Here is a 24094-nt window from a genome sequence, read left to right on the forward strand (position 1 = left end):
ACCGACCGGGGCCGGGCCGACCAGCCGGCCTCGTCGGGGGATTCATGTCCAGGCACCGTCCACGCACTCATCAATCACGGGGGAACACCCATGTCCATGCGCATCCGAACCAGCGCTCTCACCGCACTCGCCGTCGCCGCCCTCGCGGCCGGCTCGGTTCTGGTGGCGCCGGCCGCCGGCGCCGCGTCGAAGGCCGCCGCGTCGAAGGCCGCCGCGCCGAAGTTCCTGTCGGCGTCGCAGCTGCCGCCGCACCCGTCGTCGTCCTGGACCGCCGGGCCGGTCAAGGAGGGGGTCCCGGCGTCGCTCGACCTCTGCTTCCACACGGAGAACGTGTCCGACTACGTCTACCGGCACCGGGAGTTCCGGACCGACGTGGACACCAATGCCGTGCAGCTGACCGTCGTGGCGAGCACGCCCGCTCTGGCCAAGGGCCTGGCGAAGCACTACGACGACCTGTTCCGCACCTGCGCCGACCGTCTCGAGGCGGGCTCGCCCGACGTGGACGCTGAGGGCCGGGACTACGGGAAGCTGTCGGTCGAGGAGGGCGCCCGCGTCCGTGGCGTGAACGTCGAGACGTCCGGGGGCGCCAACGACGTCGCCCTGATGTCGGTCGGGCGCGACGGCAGGACCGTCACCGTCGTTCAGTGGCAGCAGCTGGGCGACTTCACCGGCGCACCCGTGGCCGCCTTCAAGAAGACCACGACCACGGCCGTCAACAAGCTGTACTGACCGACCGTCATCACTGCCGGGCCCTTACGCGCCCGGCAGTGACGCCGCCAAGTGCTCCCACGCCCCGTGCACCCGTTCCCCCACGATGCCGAACTGGGTGAGGAGCGCGACGCAGTCGCCGTTCTCGTCGTCGAGTTCGAGGGACGAGGTGGGGCCGTGGGCGGCTGTGGAGCGGACCAGGTGGCAGGAGTGGACGGCGGGGAGGTCCAGCTCCAGGGAGCCGTTCGCCACCGCCGCGTACACGCGGCCGCCGGCCGTGCGGTCGGTGACGTGGACGGGGCCCGCGCAGGCCTGCATCGCCGACGGGGCGAAGACCGCCACCCCGATGGGCAGGCCCACCGAGCAGACGTGGTCGAGGAGGGAGGGGAGGACAGCCGGGTCCACGTGGCGGTGCTCGCCGCCGTAGCGGGTGAGCGCCGCGCGCCGGGCGGAACCGCCGTCCGCCAGGATCGCGTCGAGCTGGGCGAGTTGGTCGCCGTTCTCCCAGGAGGGGGCCTCGGGGCGTTCCCGTACGTCGGCGGCCCCCGCCCCCGCCTCGACTGTGTCCGCCAGGCCCGCCAGCAGGCGGTCGCCCTCCGACAGGAGCCGGCCCTCGTGCACGGTCCGGCCGGACCGGTCGAGGAGGCGTACGGAGACCGCGTCCTCGGCGTCGCGGGTGAGCACGGCCGCGTCCACCCCGTCGGCGTCCAGGCGCAGCGCGATCGAGCCCGAGCCCGGGTGGACGGCGAAGGCCTCGCCGCGCAGGCTCGGTACCGCGTAGCTGCCCGCCTGGTCGAGGCGGGCGACCGGGCCGCCGGTGAGCGCCTGGACGTGGCGGAAGAGGGTCAGGCTGCGGGCCAGTTCCGGCATCCGGGGGTCGATCAGGCGTGCGGTGCCGGTGCGCCGGCCGCAGCACGCCTCGAAGCCGCAGCCGTGGTGGTCGGTCATGGTCAGTACACGTCCCGTACGTAGCGCTTCGCCCGGCGGAGCGCGGCCAGGTACTCCGCCGCGTCGTCGTCGCCACGGCCGCGCTGCTCGGCGATGACGCCCAGCAGCGCCGCCTCGACGTCCTTCGCCATCCGGGAGGCGTCGCCGCAGACGTAGACGTGCGCGCCCTCCTCCAGCCACGCGTACAGCTCCCGCGACCGCTCCCGCATCCGCGTCTGGACGTAGATCTTCTCGGCCTGGTCGCGGGAGAAGGCGAGGTCGAGTTCGGTGAGGACGCCGCGTCGGCGCAGCTCCGTCAGCTCGTCCTCGTACACGAAGTCCGTCTCGCGGTGCCGGTCGCCGAAGAACAGCCAGTTGCGGCCGGAGGCGCCCCGCGCGGCCCGCTCGTGCAGGAAGCCGCGGAAGGGGGCGATGCCCGTGCCGGGGCCGATCATGATCATGGGGGAGTCGTCGTCGGCCGGGACGCTGAAGGAGGCGTTCGGCTGGAGGTAGACGCCCACCGTCGCGTCCGCGCCGATCCGGTCCGCCAGGTACGTCGACGCCACGCCCCCGTACGTCCGCTGCCCGGAGTCGTAGCGGACCGACGCGACCGTGAGGTGGACGCTGCCGGGGTGCGCCAGCGGGCTCGACGAGATCGAGTACTGCCGGGCCTGCAACGGCCGGAGGAGCGGCAGGAGTTCGGCCAGCGACGGTGCCTCGGGGCCGGCGTCGCGCAGCAGGTCCAGTACGTCCCGGCCCCAGAGCCAGGAGTCCAGGTCCGAGCGGTCGCCGTGGGCGACGACCGAGGCCAGCTCGCTCGTGGGGGCCCGTTCCACGAGGTCGGCGATCAGTTCCTTCGACGGCGTGCGGATCTCCCGCTCGGTGCGCAGGAGTTCGGCCGTCTCCGCGTCGCCGCCCGCGTGCAGATACGTCAGGAGGTCGCCCACCAGCGTCTCGTCGTTCAGCGGTACGACCGCCAGCGCGTCGCCCGCCTCGTAGGTGATGCCGCTGTCGCCGAGGTCGAACTCGTAGTGGCGGATCTCCTTCGCGCTGTGCGGGGAGGACAGGAGCCGGTTCGTGGTGAGCCGGGAGGGGTACGGGGTGCGCTTGTTCCACGGGGAGCGGGGGCGGGCGGGTGCCACCGACGCCTCCGACGCCTTCGACACGGGGGCGCCCGTGCCCGCGCCGCCTGTCGCGCCGGTCTCCGCGACCAGGCGCTCCAGTACCGCCGTCGTCCACTCGGCGGCCGGCTCCTCGAAGTCCACGTCGCAGTCGACGCGTTCGTGCAGCCGGGTCGCGCCCAGCTGTTCCAGCCGGGTGTCGATGAGCTTCGCGGCCTGGCAGAAGTCGTCGTAGCCACGGTCGCCGAGCCCGAGGACCGCGTAGCGCACGCCCTCCAGGCGCGGGGCGGTGTCGGACTGCAGCGCCTCCCAGAACAGCCCGGCGTTGTCGGGCATCTCGCCCTCGCCGTACGTGGATGTCACCACGATGACGTGGGACATCGCGGCGAGGGCCTCCGGTGTGACGTCGTCCAGGGCCGCCGTCCGGCCGCCGAGGCCTCGCGCGCGGGCGCCCGCGACGACGTCCTCGGCGACCAGCTCGGCGTTGCCGGTCTGGGTGCCGATCAGGACGTCGATCGTCGCCGCCGGTGCGTCGGAGCCCGCGCCCTGCCGGCGTCCGGCGGCCGCGACACCGGCGAGGAACCCGGCGAGCCACGCCTCCTGCTGGGCGGAGAACGGCGCGTCGGCCGGGATGAGGGAGCCGGTCGGGGGGAGGGCCGGAGGCAGGAGGGTCACGCGGTCACCGTCTCGGTCGGGGCCTGCGGGGCGAGGCGCGCGGCGATGTCGTCGAGCGCGGCGTTCGCGAGCAGTTCGTCGAACCGGGCGGCGCGTACGCGGCCCGCGTTCTTCGTGGTCTGGTGGACGATCCAGCCGGAGGTGCCGGGCGCGTCCACGCTGAGGTTGTTGCGCTGCTTCAGGGCGCGCTTGTAGTCGTCGAGCCGCTTGATCGCGATGAGCGTGGCGAGTTCGCCGTCGTCGAAGCGGTCGAGCGTGCCGCGCAGGTACTTCACGACCCGCTGCTTGACGAAGAAGTCCTCGGTCAGGATCAGGTTCCGGACGGCCTCGGCGACCTTGGGGTCGTCCGGGCCGCTCGCGCCGGGCACCCGCTGGAGCGCGAGGTCCTGCGCGACACCGAGCACCGTGTACGACGACAGCAGGGAGAACATGTCGTCGCTGCCCTGGTCGCCGAAGGCGGGGGCCCGGCCGCCGAGGACGGTGCGGCGGTCGCGGTAGTCGACCTTGAACGCGCGCAGCTTGTCCGTCGCGATCGACGTCGCCAGCTCGTCCAGCAGCTCGTTGCGGGTCGCCGCCGCGAGGATTTCCCCGGCGTCCTGGTAGAGGAGCAGCGCGCGGGGCATCCCGCAGTACACGTGCTCCCGCTCGCTTGCCCAGTTCTCCAGCAGCCGGGCCGCGAGCGGCGAGCCGGTGGCCTCCACGTGCCAGGTCAGCAGCAGCCGTACGGCCTCCTCGTGGAAGGCGCCGTGCGCGGTGTCGGTCACGGGGAAGACGAGGAGCGAGTCGGCGCTGACCCGGCCCGGCAGCTCGCCGGAGGGGTCGTACTGGTAGAGGAAGCCGCCGCTCATGCCGTTGCCGAGGCCCTTGCCGAAGCCGCCGAGGTTGAGGACCGTGCCGCCGGTCATGTACTCGCAGCCGAAGTCGCCGACGCCCTCGACGACTGCCGTCGCACCGGAGTTGCGCACGGCGAACCGGTCGCCCGCCTCGCCCTGCACGAAGGTCCGGCCGCCGGTCGCGCCGAACAGCGCGAAGTTGCCGACGAGGACGTTGCCGCCGCGTTCGGTGCTGCCGCCGCCGGGCGCGCGGACGACGATCCGGCCGCCGCTCTGGCTCTTGCCGACACCGTCGTTGGCGGTGCCGGTGTGTTCGAGGGTGATGCCGTCGTTGCAGAAGACGCCGTACGACTGTCCGGCCGAGCCGGTGGTGCGGACGGTCACGGCGCCGTCGACCAGCCGGCGGCGGCCCCGGTCGTCGGTGGTGACGGCCGGTACAGCGCCTTCGAACTCGTGGTTGAGGAGGCGTTCCACGTCGATGCCGAGCTGCCCGCCCACCGACTTGTCGCTGTTGCCGAGGCGGACGCCGTCGACGAGCAGGGACGGCTCGCGCCGGTCGAGGAGCGCCTCGCGGACCCGCTCGATGAGGGCGTCGTCGGTGGTGAAGTCCTTCTCCAGGTACTCCGGGTTCTCGACGATCTTCTCCGGCACGCGCGCGAGGAGGCGGCGGACGTCGAGGCGGCCGACGCTCGCCGGGTGGTCGAGGAGCTGGAGCAGGTCCGTACGGCCCCGGGCCTCGCGCAGCGAGCGCAGGCCGAGGCGGGCGAGGATCTGGCGGACGTCGTGCGCGATGTTGAGGAGGTACTGGGCCAGCGCGCGCGGGTCGCCCTCGAAGACCTCCGGGTTGGTGGTGAGGCCGGCCGGGCACTTGACGTTGCAGTTCTTCGCCATGACGCAGCCGAGCATCATCAGCGCGGTCGTGCCGAACTCGAAGCTGTCGCCGCCGAGCAGGGCCGACCTGACGACGTCGCCGCCGGTCTGGTGGGCGCCGGAGCAGCGCAGCACGACCTTCTGGCGCAGGCCGTTGGCGACGAGCGCCTGGTGGACCTCGGCGACACCGATCTCCGCCGAACGCCCGGCGTACTTGAGGCTGGTGACGGCCGCCGCGCCCGTGCCGCCGGTGTTCCCGGCGACGTTGATGACGTCCGCGCCGGCCTTGGCCACCCCGACCGCGATGGTGCCGATGCCCTCCGAGGAGACCAGCTTGACGATGACGCGGACGCGGGCGGCCTTGCAGTCGTGGATGAGCTGGGCGAGGTCCTCGATGGAGTACGTGTCGTGGTGCGGGGGAGGCGATATCAGCTCGATGCCGGGGGTGCCGCCACGGGCCGCCGCGATGTCCACGGTGACCTTCGGCGCGGGCAGCTGGCCGCCCTCGCCGGGCTTGGCGCCCTGCCCGATCTTGATCTCCAGCTCCTGGAGCATCGGGTCGGCGAGATAGCCCGCCCAGATGCCGAAGCGGCCGGACGCGAACTGCTTGATCCGGGAGCCCCGGATGGTGCCGTACCGGGTGTGGTGCTCGCCGCCCTCACCGCTGTTCGACAGAGCGCCGACCATGTTGGTGCCGTGCGCGACGGCCTCGTGCGCGGTCGCCACGAGCGCGCCGTGGCTCATCGCGCCGGAGGCGAGCGAGCGGGTGATCTCGTGCGCGGGCTGCACCTCGTCGAGCGGGACGCTGTCGGGGGCGCTGTCGAGGAGGGCGAGGAGGTGGGCGGCGGTGCCGGAGGCGGTGACCGTGACGCCGTCGGCGTCCACGGCGACGGTCCGTACGTCACCGAGGCGGGCGAGGCCGTCGGCGAGGGCGGCGTGACGCTCGGCCGCCTCGGGCCCCGGGGAGGTGAGGCGCAGGTGGACGCCGTCCGCCGTGACCGTCACGGCCAGCCCGCGCACCGTGACGCTCGCGTTCCCGTCCGTGGAGAACCGGCCCAGCTCCCGGGCGAAGTCCTCGGCCGTACGCAGGCCGGTGACGTCGGCGGGCAGCGCGAGCACGTCCCGCAGCGCGGCCGGGCGGCGCGAGCGCTCCTCGTGCGTGGTCCGCAGGAAGGCGCGGTAGCCGGGGGTGATCCGGAACGCGTCGATCTCGGCGTCGCTGAGCGCGTCGTACCCGGTGTTGCGGTACGCGGCGTCGGTGATGCCGAACGCGTCGTCGAGCTGGCCGAGGGTGAGCAGGCGCAGCGCGTCGGAGTCGTCGGGCTTCCCGAACTCCGGGCGCTCCTCGACCATGTCGCCGAAGCCGCGTACGGCGGTGACGCCGAAGGAGTGGCCGGCGCCGTCGGACCGTTCCTTGAACAGCCCGAGCAGCGGGATCTGCTGCTCGGTCTCGACCGTGCGGGCCCGCTCGTGCCAGTCCGTGGCGGCCTGCGCGATCCGGGCGAACCCGACGCCGCCGACCGGGGCCTCCATGTGCGGGAAGGCCTGGGCGAAGACGTCGTCGCGGGTGTCGAGGTAGTTCGGCTCGAAGAACTCGCCGCCGATGTAGCTCTCGGCGGTGCACAGACCGACACGGCCCATGGTCTTGGCGAGGGACTTCTCGGCCGCCTTGCGGAACTTGGCGAGCGCCCGGTCGGTCTCGGTGATCTCGCCGGCCGGTGCCGCCGCGCTGGGGAACTTCTCCTCGGCGCGCAGCCGCGCGCTCAGGCTGTAGACGGCGGAGGCGCCGAAGCCGAGCGCGGTCGCGACGTGGTGCGAGGAGGCCAGCTGGCCGCTCTCCACGACGAGCGAGACACGCAGCCGCAGCCCGGTCTCGATGAGCCGCTGGTTGACGGCCGCGACGGCGAGGATCACGGGCAGCGGGGCGCGCGTGGAGGAGACGGCCCGGTCGGTGAGCAGAGCGATGCCGCCCTGCTCGGCGGCGAACCGCTCGACGTCGTCGCAGAGCCGGTGCAGCGCCGTCCGTAGGGCGTCGGCGTTCGCGGTCTCGTCCCCGGCCACCGGCTCGTAGAGCATGGCGAACCGCTCCAGCGGCACGATCCGCTGGTCCCGCAGCCGCACCATGTCGAGGTGTCCGAGCACGGGCGAGGAGACGACGAGCTGGCGGCCGTTGGTGGCGTGGGTGCCGTCGGGCTTCGGGCCGAGCGCGACCCGCATGCTCATGCCGTCGGCTTCGCGGATGCTGTCCAGCGGCGGGTTGGTGACCTGGGCGAACCGCTGCGAGAAGTACTTCGCCATGCCGCCCTCGGTGTCGCTGAGCGCGTTGATGGCGTTGCCGTAGCCCATCGCGGAGATCCGCTCCGAGCCGGTGGCGAGCATCGGGTCGAGCATGAACCGGAAGCTCTCCTGGTTCAGCGCGTACGCCACGTACCGGCCGGCGAGGCTCAGGTCGCCGTCGTAGCCGAGCGTGGTGGTGCCCCGGTAGTAGTCGGGGGCGGGCAGGTCGTCGAGGTTCACCCGGGCCGCGTCGAGCAGCTCGCCGTACGGGCGGCGCGCGGCGAGGGCGTCGAGCACGTCACGGGTGCGCAGCACGCGTCCGGTGCGGTGGTCGACGACGAGCATGCCGCCGGCCTCGATGCGGCCCCGGCGCACCACCTCGTCGTCCGGGAACGCGACCTGGCCGGCCTCCGAGGCCACCATCAGGTACTCGGCCGTCTCGACCGTACGCAGCGGGCGCAGCCCGAGCCGGTCCAGGCGGGCGCCGACGACGTCGCCGTCGCTGAAGATGAGGGCGGCGGGGCCGTCGTTCTTCTCCTCGTAGAGGGAGAAATACTCCAGCATGTCGCGGACGGGGGCGGGGAGCGTGCGGTCGTTCTCCCAGGCGGGCGGCATCAGGGAGACGACGGCCTCGACGAGGTCCAGGCCGTCGTCGAAGACGCGGCTCTGCAGGGTCTGGTCGAGGCGGCTGGAGTCGGACTGGCCCGGCGGGCGCACGATGCTGCGGGTCCGGGCGCGCGCGAGGGCCTCGTCGGAGAGCCGGTTCTTGCGGTCGGTGTTCAGCTCGCCGTTGTGCGCCATCAGCCGGAACGGCTGCGCCATCGTCGGGTGCGGCTCGGTGTTCGTGGAGAACCGGGTGTGGAAGTACAGGGACCGGACGGAGTGGCGGGGGTCGGTGAGGTCGCGGAAGTAGCCGACGAGCTCACCGGAGTTGAGGCGGCCCTTGAGGACCTGGGTGCGCGTGCTGAGCGAGAGCGGGTACAGCCCGGCGTAGGTGTCGGTGTCGGCGTAGGCGACGGCCTCGACGGCGAGCAGCGCGCGGTGGGCGGCCGCGTCCACGTCCTCGCGCGACCACTCCTCGGGGGCGCGGAACACCCATTGCACGATGGGCAGTTGGTACTGCTCGGCGGCGGGCCGGGCCACGCTGTGGTCGACGGGCACGTCCCGGACGAGCAGCGTCTCGAAGCCCTCGTCGGCGACGCACCGGCCGACGAGGTCGACCGCGCGGGCGCGGCGGTCCGGGTCGGTCGGCACGAAGCAGTTGGCGACGCCGAAGTGCCCGGCGCGCAGGTCCTCGCCGGTGAGCGCGGCGAAGAACTCCACCGACAGGTCGACGCTGACGCCCGCGCCGTCGCCGACACCCTCGGCGGAGGTGCCGCCGCGGTGCGGGATGGCGCGGAGCGCCTCGTCGCCCTTGAGGATGACGTCATGGCTCGGCGTCCCGTCGAGGCGGGTGAGGAAGCCGACGCCGCAGTCGCTGTGGTCGCGGGCGGGGTCGTACAGACCGACGGGCGTGGCAGATGCGTGATTCAAGGGCGGGTCCCGTGACGTGTTCCGGCTGGGTGTGCCTCCCAGGCCCTTGAGGCACTGGGGGAGGAACGGCCAGGCTGCGTCGGTGAAGCGCTCGCCGCGGGCGGACCGGTGTGACGTCCGGGGCCCTGAGTGGTGCGATTGACCATAGTAAGGCGGGCCTAAGTTCCCGGCAAGGGTGTGCCGTGCACGTATGTGCCGGGTGGGTCCCGCGTGTGGGGGCCGGGTGGGTTCCTGCGTGTGTGTGCCGGGTGGGTCCGGTCAGGAGCCCTGGCGCTCGATGAGGGCGGTGCACTGCTCGACCAGCCGGCGGGTCGGCTCGTCGACGAGGGTGAACGGCTGGAGCTGGAGAGCGACGCCGCCCAGCCAGCCCGTCAGGTCCTCCGCCAGCGCCGCGGCCCCGGGACTGGCCGCGAACGTGGGGATCAGGGCGAGCAGCAGCCGCGCCCAGGAGCCCCCGAACTCGCGGAACTGGAGGCGCATGGCCGTCACCCGGCCCTGTGAGGCCGAGGCGAACAGACAGTGCGCCTCGCGCCCGAGGAGGCCGGCCGCCCGGGTGGCGGACGGGTCCGGATCGTCCAGCAGGCGGACGGCGACGAGGGCGAGCAGGGTCGCGAGGACGGGCGCGCTCTGCGGCGCGCAGCGCAGCGAGGGCGTCACGGTCGTGGCCCCGGCCGCCGGGTCGAACGCGAGGTCGCGCAGAACGGACGGCACCTCGTCCTCGCCGAGCAGGCGGGCCGCGGCGGCGATCGCGGCGGAGTAGGAGGTGTGCGGGCGCCCCGGCCCGGCGCTCCGGCCGGTCAGCGCCTGCCACTCCCTCGTGGCGTCGGCCTCGACGGCGGGATCGATGCCGCGGGCCTCCCGGACGAGGTCGTTGCCCTCGGCCGTACGGCCCGCGACCCGGAGGTTGAGTCCGTGGCGGGTGAGGGCGGAGGCCAGGTTGGTTCGGTCGTCCGGCCCGTCCGGCAGGGCCATCACCCGCGCGCTGTGCACCTCCGTCGCCCCGACCGCCAGGGCGATCTCGGCTCTGCCCTGCTCGGTGTGGACCCGCGCCGCGACAGCGGCGGCCTGCCGCAGGTACCGCCCGTGGGTGAAGGCCTCGGCGGGCGGGCCGCCGTTGACGGTCCCGGCCTTGGCGAAGTAGTACCGGACGGCCCAGTCCGCGGCGCAGACGGCGAGGTCCCGGTCGCCGTACTCGTACAGCACGCCCGCGTGCAGGCTGAGGACCCGGGCGAGGTCCAGGTTCAGGGGGCTGTCGCCGGAGTCGGCGCCGAGGTCCAGGTAGGCCATGACCGCCTGGTCCGACTCGACGACGGCGGACACGCCGTGCCCCCGCCGGGTCAGCGCCTGGGCCTTGCGGGCGTGGACGTCCGCGAGGAGCGGCGCCATGTCGGACTCACCGGCGCCGACGAGTGCCTCGTAGACGCCGGCGCACTCCGTGAGTACGGCGAGAGCCTCGTCCGGCTGGTGTGCGGCGGCCAGCGTGGAGCCCAGGCCGTACAGGAGGCTGCCGAGCATCCGCCGGGCCTCAAGGTCGTCCGGGTTCCGGTCGATCAGCAGGTACATCAGCCGCCGGGCCTCCTGCTGAAGCGGCACGGCCTGGGGGGACAGGCCTTCGAGCATCCGTTCCTGCGCCTCGGAGAACAGCGCGCCCACGCGCCGCTTGAGAGCGGCGTCGGGGTCCTCGTCGGCCGGGCCCGCGCCGGGCGTGGGTGGGGGCTCCGGCTCCGCACCGGCCGCGGAGGTCCCGGACTTCGACCGACGACGCCACCTCACACGACCACCCCGCCCCTGTCCCGTACCTTTCCTCCCCTCGCAACTTCCTTGTAAACAGGGCCAGTTGTGCGGCGTCAGAGGGTGCGCGCCGGGAGAGGCCGGCGGCGGTATGTGAGGGCCCGCGCCGGGGACGCGGGGGCGGCCCCGGACCGGATCGCGGGAGGGCGGACCGGGGCCGGACGTCCGCCCCGCCGAACCGGTACGAAACCCTCCGAATCGTGCGGCCCTTCGCATACATCCAAGGACGCGTCGTGCGCGTCTTACAGGGAAGTCCGCTGCCCGCAAGGGGAGTTCAAGGGAAGCTCGCCGTCATCGGAGGATCTGATGGAACGTCGCCTCGTCATCTCGGCCGTCACCACCGCACTGTGCGCCACCACGCTCGTCGGCACCGCCTCGTCCGCCTCCGCCGCCCCCCAGGCCGTCGACTGCCGCAAGGTGAAGTGCGTCGCCCTGACCTTCGACGACGGGCCGGTCAAGGACACCCAGCGGCTGTTGGGCGTCCTGAACGACCGGGATGTCAGAGCGACGTTCTACGCCGTCGGCACGAACGTCCAGAAGTACCCGGCGACGGTGCGCGCCGCGTCGCAGGCCGGCCACCAGATAGGCAACCACAGCTGGGACCACGCGAACCTGACCAAGCTCAGCGCCGCGAAGGTCAAGTCGCAGCTCTCCCGCACGGACACCGCGATCAAGCAGGCGACCGGCAAGAAGCCCACCACCTTCCGCGCCCCCTACGGCGCCCACAACGCGACCGTCCGCTCGGCCGCCGGGCGACCGCTGGTGCACTGGAGCGTCGACACCCTCGACTGGAAGTACAAGGACGCGGCCCGGCTCGTCAAGTACGTCAACGCGGAGACCAGGCCCGGCGACATCGTCCTCATGCACGACATCCACAGGACGACGGTCGACGCGGTGCCGGGCATCATCAAGGCCCTCAAGGCCCGCGGCTTCCACTTCGTCACGGTCGACCAGCTCTTCGCCCCCACCAAGCTCCCCGTCGGCAAGGTCACCTACCACAACCGCGCCGCCTACCGCCCCTGACCAGCCCCTGACCAGCCCTTTCACTCGTACGGCAGGAGTACGGCACCGGTGCGCCGCCCCAACGGCGCACCCACTTTCGCGTCACTTCCGCACCACCGGCCCCACACGTCTCTGCAACCAATCGTGTTCGTTCCGTTGACACCCGGCACATACCCTCCTAATGTCTCGCCAATATTCCGACCATGTGACGAGATTTCGAACGGTTGAAAGGCACGTGCCCGCGTATCACCGGAATCAGCCCCCACGTGGTCGGAGCGCAGTGACGCGGCCCGACCGGCGTCGCGGCACGCTCCGGCCGCGGGGTCGGAACAGCCGGTGTGCGGTGAGCCCCCGACGACCTCGGCGGCCCCGCGCGGTCCACCCGGCCGCCGAGCGGATGCTCCCCGGGACGACCCGACCCGCTCCGCCGCCCTCCCGCGGTCATCCGGCGCGCCGTCACCCTGCCCACGACGACCAGAACGGGAAACGATCACCATGCGCAACCGAAGAGCCGTCCTCGCGGCCCTCGCCGGAGCGACCTCCCTCGCTCTCACCGTGTCCGCCTGCGGCGGCTCGGAGGCCGAGGTCGCTTCCGGGGGCGGCACGATCGGTATCGCCATGCCGACCCGGGCCTCCGAGCGCTGGCTCACCGACGGCAAGAGCGTCGTGGAGGACCTGAAGGCCAAGGGGTACAAGACCGAACTGGTCTATGGCGACGACGACCCCAAGGCCCAGGTCGCCCAGATCGAGAAGCTGGTCGAGCAGCGCGTGGACGCCCTCATCGTCGCGGCCATCGACAACAAGTCGCTGGGCGGCGTGCTCAAGCAGGCCGCCGCCGCGGACATCCCGGTGATCTCCTACGACCGGCTCATCCTCGGCACCAAGAACGTCGACTACTACGTCTCCTTCGACAACGAGCAGGTCGGCCGGCTCCAGGCCCGCCACATCATCGACAAGCTCGGCCTGGAGGACGGCAAGGGTCCGTTCAACATCGAGCTGTTCGCCGGCTCCCCCGACGACAACAACACCAAGTTCTTCTTCGACGGCGCGATGCACCTGCTCCAGCCGTACCTGGACAACAAGCAGTTGGTGGTCCGGTCCGGCGAGACCGACATGGACCAGATCACCACCCTGCGCTGGGACGGGCCGACCGCGCAGAAGCGGATGACCAAGGTCCTCGCCGAGTCCTACCGCACCGAGAAGGTCGACGCGGTCCTCTCGCCGTACGACGGCATCTCCATCGGCGTCATCAACGCCCTGAAGGCGGACGGCTACGGCACCGCCGGGAACCCCCTGCCCGTCATCACGGGACAGGACGCCGAACTGGCCTCGGTGAAGTCGATCATCGCGGGCGAGCAGTCGCAGACCATCTACAAGGACCTCAGGCAGCTCGCCGAGCGGGCCGCGGAAATGGCCGACGACATCCTCAACGGCGACACCCCCGAGCTGAACAACAGGCGCGCCTACAAGAACGGGGTCAAGGCGGTCCCCGCGTACCTCCTCCAGCCGATCAGCGTCGACAAGTCCAACTACGAGTACATCCTGCTCGGCAGCGACTACTACACGGCCGAGGACCTGAAGTGACCGCTGTGGCCCGGATCACTCCCGGAGGCCGATGAGTTCCGCCGCCCGCGCCGGTCATGACGGACGAAGAACGACCGAGGCCGGGCAATGCCGGGCCGGACAGGAAGGGACGCGACCGCCATGACCGCACCCGTGAAGGGCCCCGCCAGTTATTTCCCCTCGATCGAGAAGAAGTACGGCCGTCCGATCGCGGAGTGGAAGGAACTGATCCGGTCGTCGCCGTTGAGCCGGCACATGGAGCTCGTCGCCTGGCTCAAGAGCGAACACGGCCTCGGGCACGGCCACGCCAACGCGCTCGTCGCCCACACGCTCGCCGAACGGGCCGACTGAACCGGGACCCCTGTCACCCGTTCCCGTCAGACCGGCGCCCCTGACGCCCCGTTCCCGTCAGGGGCCGGTCGTCGCGTTCAGCGGTTCGGCCGGTCCCTTCAGTACGGCCAGGAGTTCGCGCATGGCGGCCAGGCCCGCTCTGGCCTGGTCCGCGGCGCCGTCGAGGTCGTCGCGTTCGGCGTGTGCCACCACCTCGTGCGCGTGGCGCAGCACGGCCTGACGCAGCTCGGCGGCGATCCGCTGCCGCTCGGCGTGCGCCTCGACGACGGCGGACCACACCACCGCCGACATATGACTGACCTCCCGCTGGGTGACGTACTCGCGGCGCCTGCGGACGAACACGCCCACGCCCCACACGCCGGCCGTCACCACGGCCAGAGGCAGCGTGAGGAGGACGGCGAAAAAGACGTGGAACCAGGGGCCGATGCCCTCCGCCCGGGCCGCGTCGGCGCCGTCCAGCAGGCCCAGCGCGACCGTCGTCGACGCGAGACCGGCGGCGACCAGCCCGATCGCCGGCCAGGTGCGGTCGGCGGGCCCCGCGAAGGCCGCCACCGCGTACAGGGCGACACAGTCCGCGCCGGCCCCCGCCAGCGTCAGCGCCCACGCCACGTTCGCCGGCAGCAGCCCGAACGCCAGGCAGAGCGCCGGGATCCAGGCGGTGGCCAGCACCACGAGGAGCACGGTCCAGGGGGCCCGGCGCCGCCACAGCAGCGCCAGCGCGTGGAGTACGGCGGGCGGGCAGGCCGCGACGGTGGCGCCGGGCCGCTCGATGAGCACGGCGACGACCGGGAGCGTGATCAGGGCCAGCACGGTCGCCGCGTCGGCCCAACTCCAGCGCGACCGAACCGAGTTGACGCCGCCGCCCGTCTGCGGCCACGGCAGCCGCGCCCGCACCGCCCACCCGGGAGCGTCCCCCCGGGCCCCCGACACGAGCGTCCCCCCGACCCCCCGCGCCCGGTCCCGCATCCCGGCGGTCCCGCGCCCGCCGCCGAGGCCTTGCGTGCCCCGCGTCGCGTCGGAGGTGGCGGGGGGAGTCGCGCCGGCGGCCTCCGCGGTGGTGGAGCCCGTGGCCGGGGGCGGGGTCGCGTCGTCCTCCACGAGGACGTCCAGGGTGCCGTCGGAGTCGCGGATCACCACACGTACCGTCGCGCCGGGGGCGTAGCGGAGCGTGTTGGTGAGGGCCTCGCGTGCGATGCCGAAGGCGGCCTCGGCCACCGGCCCCGTCAGGCCGGCCGCGCCGGGGGCGATGTCCACGTCGACGCGCTGGCCCAGACGTACGCAGCCCGCCGCGAGTTCGCCCACGCGTTCCGCGAGCGGGCTCTCCTCGTCGGCCGCCGACGTCATCATCACCGCGACGAGCCGGTGCAGCGCGGCCACGGTCTCCCGCCCGGCCTCCGCCGCCAACCGCAGGGCGTCGGCGGTCAGCCGGGGGTCGCGGTCACCGACGTGGCGGGCGGCGTTCGCCGTGACCACCACGGAGGTGAGGTGGTGCGCGCTGACGTCGTGCAGTTCACGGGCGAGCCGGTGGCGTTCCGTGGTCGCCGCGGTGACCCGTACGGCCTCGGCCCGTGCCAACTCCCGTTCGGCGGCCCGCCGTCCGGCGAGCCACCGGCGGCGGGTGCGACCGACCCCCACGGTTCCCGCGTACACCGCGAGACTCGCCAGGGCCTCACCGCCCACGTCGACCGCCGAGTCGTACAGCAGCAGCGCCCTGACGACGCCCGAGGCGACCAGGACGGACGCGACGAGGACCGCCGTACGGGCGGGACGCCGCACCGCCACCGAGTACAGCGCGACCACACCCGCCACCGCGGCGGCAACCAGCGCCCGGTCCGGCACGACGAACCCGGCGGTCAACAGGGTGTCGATGACGAGCGCCGCGACGACCGGGTGGCGCCCGCGCACCCCGAGGACGACGCAGGCGACCACGGTCACGGCCGGGCCGACGACGAGTGCCGTCGTCTCCACCGTCTGGCCGCGAGAGAGCGCGAGCCCCGGCCAGAGGGACAACTGCGCGACGGCCAACAGCGCGGGCAGCAGCCAGTTCCGTAGGAGCGCCATGATGGCGTCGATCATACTTTCGGTTCGCTGTCGGGGTCCTGCCTATCCCAGGGTGGAGACACGGGTCGTGCCCACGGCCGACGTGGAGGCTGCGCACCACCGGAATGCTGAGGGAATGACGACGAGTCACCCCTCCGGCACCGACGAGCCGCCCCGACACCCGGCACCGCCGGCTCCGTACGGGAGCCCGCCCCAGTACTTCACCCCGACCCCCTACGGCACCCCGGCCCCCGGCCTGCCCTGGTATCCGCCCCCGGCCCCCGTGCCCACGGCGGAGCCCCTTCCGTATCACCGGATGGCGGTGGCGGCCGGGGCCCCCGGTCGGTGGCGGTCGCCGCTGGGGACCGCCATGGTGCTCGGCGGTGCGATCCTCGTCGCCCTCGCCGTGTTCGTCGGCGGCGAGATCGCCGGTGCGGTCCTCGACCGTCCCCGCGACGCCGACGGCAACGTCGTCTGGGGCGGGACCGGCGACACCGCCCTGACCCTGCTCTCCCTCGCCCTGTGCATCCCGGTGGTGCTGCTGGCCGCGCGCTGGGTGCAGCGCCGCCCGGCCGGCACGGTCTCCTCGGTGACGGGCGCGCTGCGGTGGCGCTGGCTGGGGCTGTGCCTCGCGGTGGCGCTGCCCGTGTCCGCCGCGATCATGGGCCTGTCCCTGCTGCTGCCCGCCCCCGAGGGCGGCGGACCGGAGCTGACCTGGGCGGGGCTGTCCCCGTTCCTGCTCGGCCTCGCGACCGTCTGTCTGCTCGTACCGTTCCAGGCCGCGGCCGAGGAGTACGTCTTCCGCGGCTGGCTGATCCAGGCGGTCGGAGCCTGGTTCCGCTCACCGTGGGTCGCGGTGGCACCGCAGGCGGTGCTCTTCGCCGCCGCGCACGGCTGGGGGACACCCTGGGGCTTCGTCGACCTGGTGGTGTTCGGTCTCGTCGCGGGCCTGCTGACCATCCGCACGGGCGGCCTGGAGGCGGCGATCGCCCTGCACGTCCTCAACAACCTCCTCGCCATGGGCTTCATGGCCGCGATCGCAGGCGGCCTCGACACCGACGAGACGGCCGCCGACATGGGCCCGCTGATGCTGGCCGTGGACGTCCCGCTGGTCGTCCTCTACGCGGCGGTCGTCCTGTACCTCGCCCGCCGCCGAGGCGTCAGGAACACGACCCATGGTCTTCACTCCGTGGGACAGGGGTACCCGGTCCCGGGCCCGACGACCGCGCCCGCGCACACCCGGTGAGCGTCCGGCGACCCGCGAGGGGGACGACGGCATGCAGACCTTCCTTCCGTATCCCGGCTTCCGGGCCTCGGCGCTGGTCCTGGACCGGCGCCGGCTCGGCAAGCAGCGGGTCGAGGCGCTGCAGGTGCTCCGGGGGCTGATCGTGCCGGGGTACGGGTGGCGCCGGCATCCGGCCGTACGGATGTGGGCGGGGTACGAGGAGGCGCTGGTCCGGTACGGCCTGGAGGTCTGCGCGGTCTGGTGCGATCTGGGGCATCAGGACAGCTGCGCGGCCACCCTGGTCGCCGACTTCGCCGCGTTCCGCCCCGACACGCGCCCACGTGACCAGGCCCGACTGGCCGCCGCCGGGGAACTCCCGCCCTGGCTCGGCGACGACGCCTTCCACCGCAGCCACCGGTCGGCACTCCTGCGCAAGGACCCGGAGATCTACGCCCCTTCCTTCCCCGGCGAGCCGGACGATCTGCCGTACGTCTGGCCGACCTCGGACCGCGAAGACCCTCCGCCCTCCGACGGGAGGCCCGGCGCTGCCGCGTAGGACCGCGTAGGACCACTTGGCAGTGTGGGAGCGGGGGAGCGAGAGGTGTGGCGGGCGTCACGCGCCCGGAGAGAATGTCTGACGCGTCAGTTACTGTTCTCTCAGGTGAGTCGCCCGCAACCGGCGGGCGCCACGCCCCGCCGAGGATTTCCATGAAGCTGGTCTACGTCTTCGATGCCTACTGCGGCTGGTCGCACGGGTTCTCCGGCACCCTGAGCGAGGTCGTCGCCCGCCACCCCGACCTGCCGGTCGAGGTCGTCTCCGGCGGCCTGTTCACCGGCTCGCGACGGGTGCCGATCCGGCGGTTCGGTCACGTCCGGGGTGCCAACGCCCAGATCGCCGAGCTGACCGGCGCCGAGTTCGGCGAGGCGTACGAGCGGCTCGTCGCGGACGGGTCGTTCGTGATGGACTCCGAAGCCGCCGCGCGCGGCATGGCCGCCCTGCGCGACGCCGCCCCCGACCGCGCCGCGGAACTGGCCGTCGAACTCCAGCGCGCGTTCTACGTCGACGGCCTCAGCCTCTCCGACCCGGCCACCTACCGGAAGATCGCCGAGGGCGCCGGACTGGACGCCGACGCCGTGGTCACCGCGTTCGAGTCGCCCGGGACGAAGGCGGCGGCGGAGGCCGACTTCCGCCGCGCCGCCGAACTGGGCGTCACCGGCTTCCCCACCCTCCTGGCCGTCGACGGCCAGGGAAGCGTCACCGAACTGGCGTACGGCCGCGCCACCGCCGACGAGATCGACGCGCGGCTCGCCGCCGCGGCCATCCTCTGAACCACCCCCGCCCCCGTCCCCGCCCCCTGGGATCCCCCGCACACCCCCGTCAAGGAGCCAACGATGAGCACCCTCTCCTACAAGGTCCTCGACCTCGACTTCCCGGCAGGCAGCAAGAACAAGACCGCCACCCTCGTCACCGGCGAGAACGAGGCCCTGCTCGTGGACGCCGCCTTCACCCGCGCCGACGGCCACCGCCTGGCCGCCGCGATCCTCGACTCCGGCAAGAAGCTGACCACCGTCTTCGTCTCCCACGGCGACCCCGACTTCTACTTCGGCGCCGAAGTGATCGCCGACGCCTTCCCCGACGCGGTCTTCGTCGCCACCCCGCTCGTCATCGACCACATCCACCACTCCTACGAGGGCAAGCTCAAGGCCTGGGCGGCCCTCGGCGCCAACCTGCCCACCCGCCTGGTCGACCTCGAACCGCTCACCGGTGACCTCACCCTGGAGGGCCACCGCTTCGAGCTCAGGGGCGGTCCGGCCGCCCTGCCCGACCGCCACTACCTGTGGCAGGCCGAGTCCCGCGCCCTCCTCGGCGGCGTGCTGCTCTTCCAGCAGGAGCACGTCTGGGTCGCCGACACCCCCACCCCGGGCGACCGCGCGGCCTGGATCGACCTGCTGGACGAGATGGCCGCGCTCGACCCCGAGCTGGTCGTCCCCGGGCACCGTCTGCCCGGCACCCCGGCCGACGCCTCCGCCATCGCCGCGACCCGCGCCTACCTGCTCGCCTTCGAGGAGGAGCTGGACAAGGCCGCCGACGGCGCGTCCCTCACCGAGGCGCTCGTCAAGCGTTACCCCGACAACGGGATGGGGATCGCCGCGCAGATCGGCGCGAAGGTCGCCAAGGGCGAGATGAAGTGGGGCTGACGGGGATGACCACCACCGACTTCGCCACGTCCACCGCCCCGGCGGACGTCGTACGCCGTCAGTACCTCGCCTCCGCGGCGCGTGACCTGGCGGCCCTGCGGGCCACCCTCGCCCCCGACGTGGAGTGGACGGAGATGGCGGGCTTCCCCCTCGCCGGCACCTACCGCACCCCCGACGGGGTCACGTCCCACGTCATGGAGAAGCTCGGCCAGGACTGGGACGACTGGACCGCCCACGACGACACCTATGTCGTCGACGGCGAGAACGTCGTCGTCCTCGCCCGCTACACCGCGACCAACAAGGCCACCGGCAAGCACATCAACGTCCGCGTCGCCCACCACTTCACCGTCCGCGGCGGCCTCATCGTCCGCTTCGAACAGTTCGTCGACACGGCCCTCGTCCGCGAGGCCATGCCGACCTGACCGCATCGGCCGTTCCCGACACCCGGCCTGACGCCGCGTCAGGCCGGGCGGGGGGCCACCCACAGGGCCGAGGAGGTGCCGCAGAGGTCGCCCTCGGCCGTGGCCAGGGCGGCGCCCACACGGTGCTTCCGGCCCTCCTCCGCGACGACCCACGCGTACGACACCAACCGCGCGGAGATCGGCACCGGCCGGAGCAGCCGGGCGGTCAGCGAGGCGGTCACCGCGCCCCCGGGCATCGTCCCGAGCTGCCGGCCCGCCGCGTTTCCCGGGCAGTCCAGCGCTCCCCACACCAGCTCCGCCGGCAGCATCCCGTCGGCGTCCGCGAGCGCGGGGCCCGGTGTCCACGCGGTGGCCACCAGGTCCCGCCCGGGAACGCCTCCGCAGTGCAGGCGGAGCCCGGTGTCGGGCGTACGGTCGAGCCCGCAGCCGAAGCAGTCCACGGCCCCCGCCGGAGGTGCCGCGCGATAGGCCTCGGCCGCCGCGGACGCCTCTGCCCAGGACGGGGGTGCGGGTACGCCGAGTGCCGCGAGGTCCGCCTCGTCGGGCACGGCCGCCGCGAGGACCCCGTCCGCGCCGGTCAGCACGGCCCCGCCGTCGGCGGTCCGCGCGAGCCCCACCGGCACGTCGACGGGCGTCGGCCGCCGGAAGTCCACCCGCACGGTCCCGGCCTCCGCCCGCCGGGCCAGCACCCCCGCCACGTACCCGCCGAACGCCACCCCGGGATAGCCCCGCAGCAGGTCGGGCACCGTGATCGTCTCGATGTCGCTCATACCGCCCACTCCACCACAGACCTGCTGACGACCGCCGGAGCGCGCCCCCTCACCGCCCGACCGCCCCCACACGGCCGGGCCGGGGTCAGCAGGTCTGTTCGAGGTAGCCGCCGGTGCCCTCGGGCACCACGTCCTGGTCGCGGCGGACGATGCTCAGTTCGCCGCCCCAGCCCTCGCATGCGTTCGCCAGGCCCTTCGCCGTGTACTCGACGACGAAGACGTTGTCGTCGAACGCCTTCGCGAAGTCCCCGCACTCGTCCCACTCGCCGCACTCCTCCACCACGGCGAAGTCCATGCCCACGGACGCGCGGTCGGGCGCCAGCTCCAGGGTGTTCTTCTGGGCGACGGCCAGGCCCTTCGCGTGGGCGTGCGCCGACAGCAGCTTCATGAAGGCCTTGGCCTGATCGGCCGTGAGGTGGTCCGGGAAGCGGGTGAACGTGTCGTAGTTGTCGGGCTCGACCGCCTGGTACCCCTTGGCCGCGCACTCGTCGATCCAGCCGTTCACCCGCGAGGCGACGCGCTCCCGCTTGGCGGCCGTGCGAATGTCCAGGACCGCCTCGTTCCACTCCTCGTCGCGGACGACCTTCCCGTCGGCGTCGCGCAGCAGCAGATCGGAGTCCCAGTCGTCCTCCGCGTCCTCCTGCGCCTGGAGGGCGTTGAAGTTGCAGATGTTGTACGCCCCCGGCGCGGCCGGGTCCTCGTGGCTACGGCTGACCACCCGCACGCCGGCCGGCAGGGAGTACGCGCCGCCGATCTGGTAGTCCCACCGCACGTGCTTCGGCGGCAGCGCCACCCCGGCGGCCCCGGACCCCGACCCAGCTCCCGGTGTCGGCGCGGATGCGGTGGAGGAGGCGGGCGCACCGGCCGACGGGGAGCTGTCGCTCCGGTCCGCCGGGCTCTTCTCCTCCGTCTCCCCGCTCGTCGTCATCAGCGTGAAGCTCAGCCCGGTGACGACCAGGACGGCGGCGAGACCGATGAGAACGCGCAGCCCCCGCCGCCCCCGACGAGCGGGACGCCCACCGGAGGTGCCCGGCGACTCCGGTGCCCCCGGCGACCCCGATGCCCCCGGCGACCCCGATGCCGCCGGCGATTCCGTAGAGGCCGGGGAGTCCGACGAGTCCGGGGAATCCGGCAGCGTCAGCACCATGCGGTGCAGGTCCGCGAGGTCGGGGCGGGCGGTCGGGTCCTTGGCCAGACAGCGTTCGGCGATGCTCCGGAGCGGTTCGGCGACCCCGTCCAGGGCCGGCGCCTCGTACATCACCTGGTAGCCCGTCAGGTACGGGCTGCTGCCGTCGAACGGGCGGGTGCCGGTGGCCGCGTACACGAGCACCGACCCCAGGGAGAACACGTCCGACGCGGCGGTGACCTCCCGGGGTGAGGCGAACTGCTCCGGCGACATGAAGGGCGGGGTGCCGATCAGTCGCCCCGTCACGGTGAGGGCTTCGTTGTCGACGGCGTGCGAGACGCCGAAGTCGATGACGCGGGGACCGTCCTCGGCCATCAGCACGTTGCTCGGCTTCAGGTCGCGGTGCACCACCCCGGCCCGGTGGATGTCCCGCAGCGCCTCGACGAGGCCCAGGGCGAGCGTGCGCAAGGCGCGTCCGGTCAACGGGCCGTCCTGGGCCACGACATCGGACAGGGTGCGGCCGGGCACGTACAGCGTCGCCATCCACGGCTGCTCGGCGTCCGGGTCGGCGTCCACGACCGGCGCCGTGAACGCCCCGCTCACCTGGCGCGCCGCCGCGATCTCCTGCCGGAACCGCGTACGGAACTCCTCGTCCTGCGCGTAGGGCGGGTGGACGACCTTGACCGCGACCTGCCGTCCCGACGCGGAGCGGCCCAGGTAGACGATGCCCATGCCGCCGCTGCCGAGTCGGTCGGTCAGCGTGTAGCCGCCTATGAACTCCACATCACCGGGCCTCAGCGGCATGCCCGTCACCTTTTCCTGTGCCGTGCCTTCTCTAGGCTGTTCAGTGAGAGCAGAGTAGCCGCGCGCTTTTACCGCGAGACAGCGCTTACCGGGACACACTGATCACCGGCCCGAGTGCCGCTGTTCACACCGCTGTTCACACCTGTGCGCATGCTCGGCCTTCCGCACGTGCAGTACGTGACCGTCCAGGGGCAGCGGGGTCAGGTCCACCAGGGCGAGGCCGGCGTCGGCGAACAGCTGGCCGTAGTGGTCGGCGCGCCGTTCGCGTCCGCCGACGTTGCACATCATGTGCAGGTCCCAGGCGGTGGCCAGCGAGACCGAGCCGTCGGAGGGCAGGACACGCTCGACGACGAGCAGTTCGGCGTGGTCGGGCATCGCGCGGGCGCAGTGGCGCAGGATCTCGCGGCAGCGCTCGTCGTCCCAGTCGTGCAGGACGCGGGACAGGACGTAGACGTCACCGCCCGTGGGCACGTCCGCGAAGTCGCCGGCCACGAAGGCGCAGCGGGTGCCGTGGCCCGCCTCCGTCAGCAGGCGGCGGGCGGCCTCGACGGCGTGCGGCCGTTCAAGCAGGACCCCGTTCAACCGGGGGTGCGCGGCGAGGAGGCGGCCGAGCAACTCCCCGTTGCCGCCCGCGACATCGACCACCGTGGCCCCGGCCGGCGCCTCGGCGGCGGCGGTGAGCGCCGGATGCGTGGGCAGCGGGTCGAACATGGCGGCTCCGGCGGCCATGGACCGGTCGAAGAGTTCCGCCAGTTCGGGGTCGCGAGCGAAGTGGTCGAAGTGGTTCTCGCCGTAGAGGTGGTCGAAGGCGACCTCTCCCGTGCGCACGGTGTGCCCGAGTTCGGCGAAGGACCGGTAGAACGGGCCGCCGTACATCAGCGCCAGCGCCCGCATCGACCCCGGCGCCTCCGCCCGCAGCAGCGCGCCCGGCGCGGTGAGCCGGAAGCCGTCGCGGCCCTCCGCCACCACACCCAGCATCACGAGGTACCGCAGCAGAACCGCGAGGTTCTCCGGCCGTGCGTCGACCTCCCGGGCCAGCTCCGCCACGCCGGTCCCGCGTTCGCCGTCCATGGCGTCGGCCACCCCGAGCCGGGCGAAGGCGGTCAGCGCCTGGGTCGTCCAGGCCCCGGTCAGCAGGCGCAGGAGCGTTTCGGCGGGCTGTCGGGCGCGATGCCCGGCGAGGTGGTCGGCGAGCAGGTCGCGGTGGTCGCCGGGGACGTACAGCTCCACGCGCCGGTACCCGGCCTTGGCCTCGGCGGGCGCGTCGAAGTAGAACACGGTGCCGTTCTCGTGCGCGTTGTAGCCGCCGCCGTCGGGGGTGGCCCCGTGGCGCGCGAAGGTCGCGCACAGGCCGCGCAGCGCCAGCGGGTCGGGTGCCACGACGTCGAAGGCGAGGTGGGTCTCGTGCTCCCGCTCCCGCTCCCGCGCGGCCAGCGGCTCCAGGCCCGACCCCGGCGGCACGGTCAGCGCGAACACCTCGACCGTACGGCGCTCCCCGTCCGCGCCGGTCACCACCGGTCGCAGGATGGAGACGTCCAGCTCGGCCACCGGCCGCCGGTGCCGTACGGCCAGTCGCTCGCGCACGACGACGCTCGGCCTCGGCGAGGGCACCGTGCCGAGGCCGCAGGCGGTGAGCATGGCGCGCAACTCCGCCTCGTCGGAGGGGAAGACGAGCAGCGCGGCATGCGAGAAGCGGCAGCGCTCCGTCAGGGCCCGCAGCTCGGGACCGTCGAGTCCGGGCAGCAGCAGCGGGAGCAGTGCGGCGGTGTCCTGTTCCTTGACGAAGTCGACCGTCGCGCGCAGGCGGGACGTGTCGCCCGACGACGTCGTGATCGTCGTGATCATCGCGGGGATCCT

The 24094-nt window shown here is 73.1% G+C and carries 17 protein-coding genes; 9 read left to right on the forward strand and 8 right to left on the reverse strand.

Going from position 1 to position 24094, the window contains the following annotated elements; genetic code table 11:
* Nucleotides 1–90 precede the first annotated feature (90 nt).
* Nucleotides 91–729, forward strand: a complete 639-nt coding sequence (locus L3078_RS24420; protein ID WP_239756094.1) for a hypothetical protein — start codon at nucleotides 91–93, stop codon at nucleotides 727–729.
* 24 nt (nucleotides 730–753) lie between these two features.
* On the opposite strand, the gene L3078_RS24425 is transcribed toward L3078_RS24420, so the two are convergent.
* From L3078_RS24425 to L3078_RS24440, 4 genes are all read right to left on the reverse strand, one after another.
* Nucleotides 754–1656: a ChuX/HutX family heme-like substrate-binding protein gene (locus tag L3078_RS24425; RefSeq protein WP_239756095.1), complete on the reverse strand. Its 903-nt coding sequence runs from the start codon at nucleotides 1654–1656 to the stop codon at nucleotides 754–756.
* Nucleotides 1657–1658: 2 nt separating this feature from the next.
* Nucleotides 1659–3431, reverse strand: a complete 1773-nt coding sequence (locus tag L3078_RS24430) for a diflavin oxidoreductase (protein WP_239756096.1) — start codon at nucleotides 3429–3431, stop codon at nucleotides 1659–1661.
* Complete coding sequence (locus L3078_RS24435; protein ID WP_239756097.1) at nucleotides 3428–8944, reverse strand: glutamate synthase-related protein; 5517 nt, start codon at nucleotides 8942–8944, stop codon at nucleotides 3428–3430. The genes L3078_RS24430 and L3078_RS24435 overlap by 4 nt, the downstream gene beginning before the upstream one ends.
* Before the next feature lie 258 nt (nucleotides 8945–9202).
* Complete coding sequence (locus tag L3078_RS24440; RefSeq protein WP_239756098.1) at nucleotides 9203–10717, reverse strand: hypothetical protein; 1515 nt, start codon at nucleotides 10715–10717, stop codon at nucleotides 9203–9205.
* 324 nt (nucleotides 10718–11041) lie between these two features.
* Here L3078_RS24440 and L3078_RS24445 point away from each other — a divergent pair, with 324 nt between their 5' ends.
* From L3078_RS24445 to L3078_RS24455, 3 genes are all read left to right on the forward strand, one after another.
* Nucleotides 11042–11758, forward strand: coding sequence for a polysaccharide deacetylase family protein (locus L3078_RS24445; protein WP_239756099.1), 717 nt, complete (start codon nucleotides 11042–11044; stop codon nucleotides 11756–11758).
* Nucleotides 11759–12232: 474 nt separating this feature from the next.
* Nucleotides 12233–13321, forward strand: coding sequence for a multiple monosaccharide ABC transporter substrate-binding protein (chvE, locus tag L3078_RS24450; protein ID WP_239756100.1), 1089 nt, complete (start codon nucleotides 12233–12235; stop codon nucleotides 13319–13321).
* 120 nt (nucleotides 13322–13441) lie between these two features.
* Nucleotides 13442–13651 carry a DUF4287 domain-containing protein gene (locus tag L3078_RS24455; RefSeq protein ID WP_239756101.1) on the forward strand — a complete coding sequence of 70 codons (210 nt, stop codon included), beginning with the start codon at nucleotides 13442–13444 and terminating at the stop codon, nucleotides 13649–13651.
* 57 nt (nucleotides 13652–13708) lie between these two features.
* Here L3078_RS24455 and L3078_RS24460 read toward each other — a convergent pair whose 3' ends face one another.
* Nucleotides 13709–15712, reverse strand: a complete 2004-nt coding sequence (locus L3078_RS24460) for a sensor histidine kinase (RefSeq protein WP_239756102.1) — start codon at nucleotides 15710–15712, stop codon at nucleotides 13709–13711.
* A 115-nt stretch (nucleotides 15713–15827) separates the two neighbouring features.
* On the opposite strand from L3078_RS24460, the gene L3078_RS24465 reads away from it, so the two are divergent.
* The 5 genes from L3078_RS24465 (at nucleotide 15828) to L3078_RS24485 (ending at nucleotide 19537) form a co-directional block, all read left to right on the forward strand.
* A complete protein-coding gene (locus L3078_RS24465) occupies nucleotides 15828–16937 on the forward strand; it encodes a CPBP family intramembrane glutamic endopeptidase (protein WP_239756103.1) in 1110 nt (369 codons plus the stop codon).
* A gap of 31 nt (nucleotides 16938–16968) precedes the next feature.
* Nucleotides 16969–17472: an MSMEG_6728 family protein gene (locus L3078_RS24470; RefSeq protein WP_239756104.1), complete on the forward strand. Its 504-nt coding sequence runs from the start codon at nucleotides 16969–16971 to the stop codon at nucleotides 17470–17472.
* Between the two features lie 152 nt (nucleotides 17473–17624).
* Nucleotides 17625–18245 carry a DsbA family protein gene (locus L3078_RS24475; RefSeq protein WP_239756105.1) on the forward strand — a complete coding sequence of 207 codons (621 nt, stop codon included), beginning with the start codon at nucleotides 17625–17627 and terminating at the stop codon, nucleotides 18243–18245.
* 63 nt (nucleotides 18246–18308) lie between these two features.
* Entirely contained in the window at nucleotides 18309–19115 is an 807-nt protein-coding gene (locus L3078_RS24480) for an MBL fold metallo-hydrolase (protein ID WP_239756106.1), read from the forward strand.
* Nucleotides 19116–19120: 5 nt separating this feature from the next.
* Entirely contained in the window at nucleotides 19121–19537 is a 417-nt protein-coding gene (locus L3078_RS24485) for a nuclear transport factor 2 family protein (RefSeq protein ID WP_239756107.1), read from the forward strand.
* Between the two features lie 38 nt (nucleotides 19538–19575).
* On the opposite strand, the gene L3078_RS24490 is transcribed toward L3078_RS24485, so the two are convergent.
* The 3 genes from L3078_RS24490 to L3078_RS24500 form a co-directional block, all read right to left on the reverse strand.
* Complete coding sequence (locus L3078_RS24490) at nucleotides 19576–20307, reverse strand: hotdog fold domain-containing protein (protein ID WP_239756108.1); 732 nt, start codon at nucleotides 20305–20307, stop codon at nucleotides 19576–19578.
* A gap of 85 nt (nucleotides 20308–20392) precedes the next feature.
* Nucleotides 20393–22237 carry an endo alpha-1,4 polygalactosaminidase gene (locus L3078_RS24495; RefSeq protein WP_239756109.1) on the reverse strand — a complete coding sequence of 615 codons (1845 nt, stop codon included), beginning with the start codon at nucleotides 22235–22237 and terminating at the stop codon, nucleotides 20393–20395.
* A gap of 102 nt (nucleotides 22238–22339) precedes the next feature.
* Nucleotides 22340–24082 (reverse strand): acetylserotonin O-methyltransferase, encoded by a 1743-nt coding sequence (locus tag L3078_RS24500; RefSeq protein WP_239756110.1) that lies wholly within the window; start codon nucleotides 24080–24082, stop codon nucleotides 22340–22342.
* Nucleotides 24083–24094 lie beyond the last annotated feature (12 nt).

The organism is Streptomyces deccanensis (assembly GCF_022385335.1).
Taxonomy (GTDB): domain Bacteria; phylum Actinomycetota; class Actinomycetes; order Streptomycetales; family Streptomycetaceae; genus Streptomyces; species Streptomyces deccanensis.

What these genes read in the sequence shown, in the direction of transcription:
- L3078_RS24420 (WP_239756094.1), top strand. Translation starts at nt 91, where the DNA reads ATGTCCATGCGCATCCGAACCAGCGCTCTCACCGCACTCGCCGTCGCC.
- L3078_RS24425 (WP_239756095.1), bottom strand. Translation starts at nt 1,656, where the DNA reads ATGACCGACCACCACGGCTGCGGCTTCGAGGCGTGCTGCGGCCGGCGC.
- L3078_RS24445 (WP_239756099.1), top strand. Translation starts at nt 11,042, where the DNA reads ATGGAACGTCGCCTCGTCATCTCGGCCGTCACCACCGCACTGTGCGCC.
- chvE (WP_239756100.1), top strand. Translation starts at nt 12,233, where the DNA reads ATGCGCAACCGAAGAGCCGTCCTCGCGGCCCTCGCCGGAGCGACCTCC.
- L3078_RS24455 (WP_239756101.1), top strand. Translation starts at nt 13,442, where the DNA reads ATGACCGCACCCGTGAAGGGCCCCGCCAGTTATTTCCCCTCGATCGAG.
- L3078_RS24460 (WP_239756102.1), bottom strand. Translation starts at nt 15,712, where the DNA reads ATGGCGCTCCTACGGAACTGGCTGCTGCCCGCGCTGTTGGCCGTCGCG.
- L3078_RS24465 (WP_239756103.1), top strand. Translation starts at nt 15,828, where the DNA reads ATGACGACGAGTCACCCCTCCGGCACCGACGAGCCGCCCCGACACCCG.
- L3078_RS24470 (WP_239756104.1), top strand. Translation starts at nt 16,969, where the DNA reads ATGCAGACCTTCCTTCCGTATCCCGGCTTCCGGGCCTCGGCGCTGGTC.
- L3078_RS24475 (WP_239756105.1), top strand. Translation starts at nt 17,625, where the DNA reads ATGAAGCTGGTCTACGTCTTCGATGCCTACTGCGGCTGGTCGCACGGG.
- L3078_RS24480 (WP_239756106.1), top strand. Translation starts at nt 18,309, where the DNA reads ATGAGCACCCTCTCCTACAAGGTCCTCGACCTCGACTTCCCGGCAGGC.
- L3078_RS24485 (WP_239756107.1), top strand. Translation starts at nt 19,121, where the DNA reads ATGACCACCACCGACTTCGCCACGTCCACCGCCCCGGCGGACGTCGTA.
- L3078_RS24490 (WP_239756108.1), bottom strand. Translation starts at nt 20,307, where the DNA reads ATGAGCGACATCGAGACGATCACGGTGCCCGACCTGCTGCGGGGCTAT.
- L3078_RS24495 (WP_239756109.1), bottom strand. Translation starts at nt 22,237, where the DNA reads ATGCCGCTGAGGCCCGGTGATGTGGAGTTCATAGGCGGCTACACGCTG.
- L3078_RS24500 (WP_239756110.1), bottom strand. Translation starts at nt 24,082, where the DNA reads ATGATCACGACGATCACGACGTCGTCGGGCGACACGTCCCGCCTGCGC.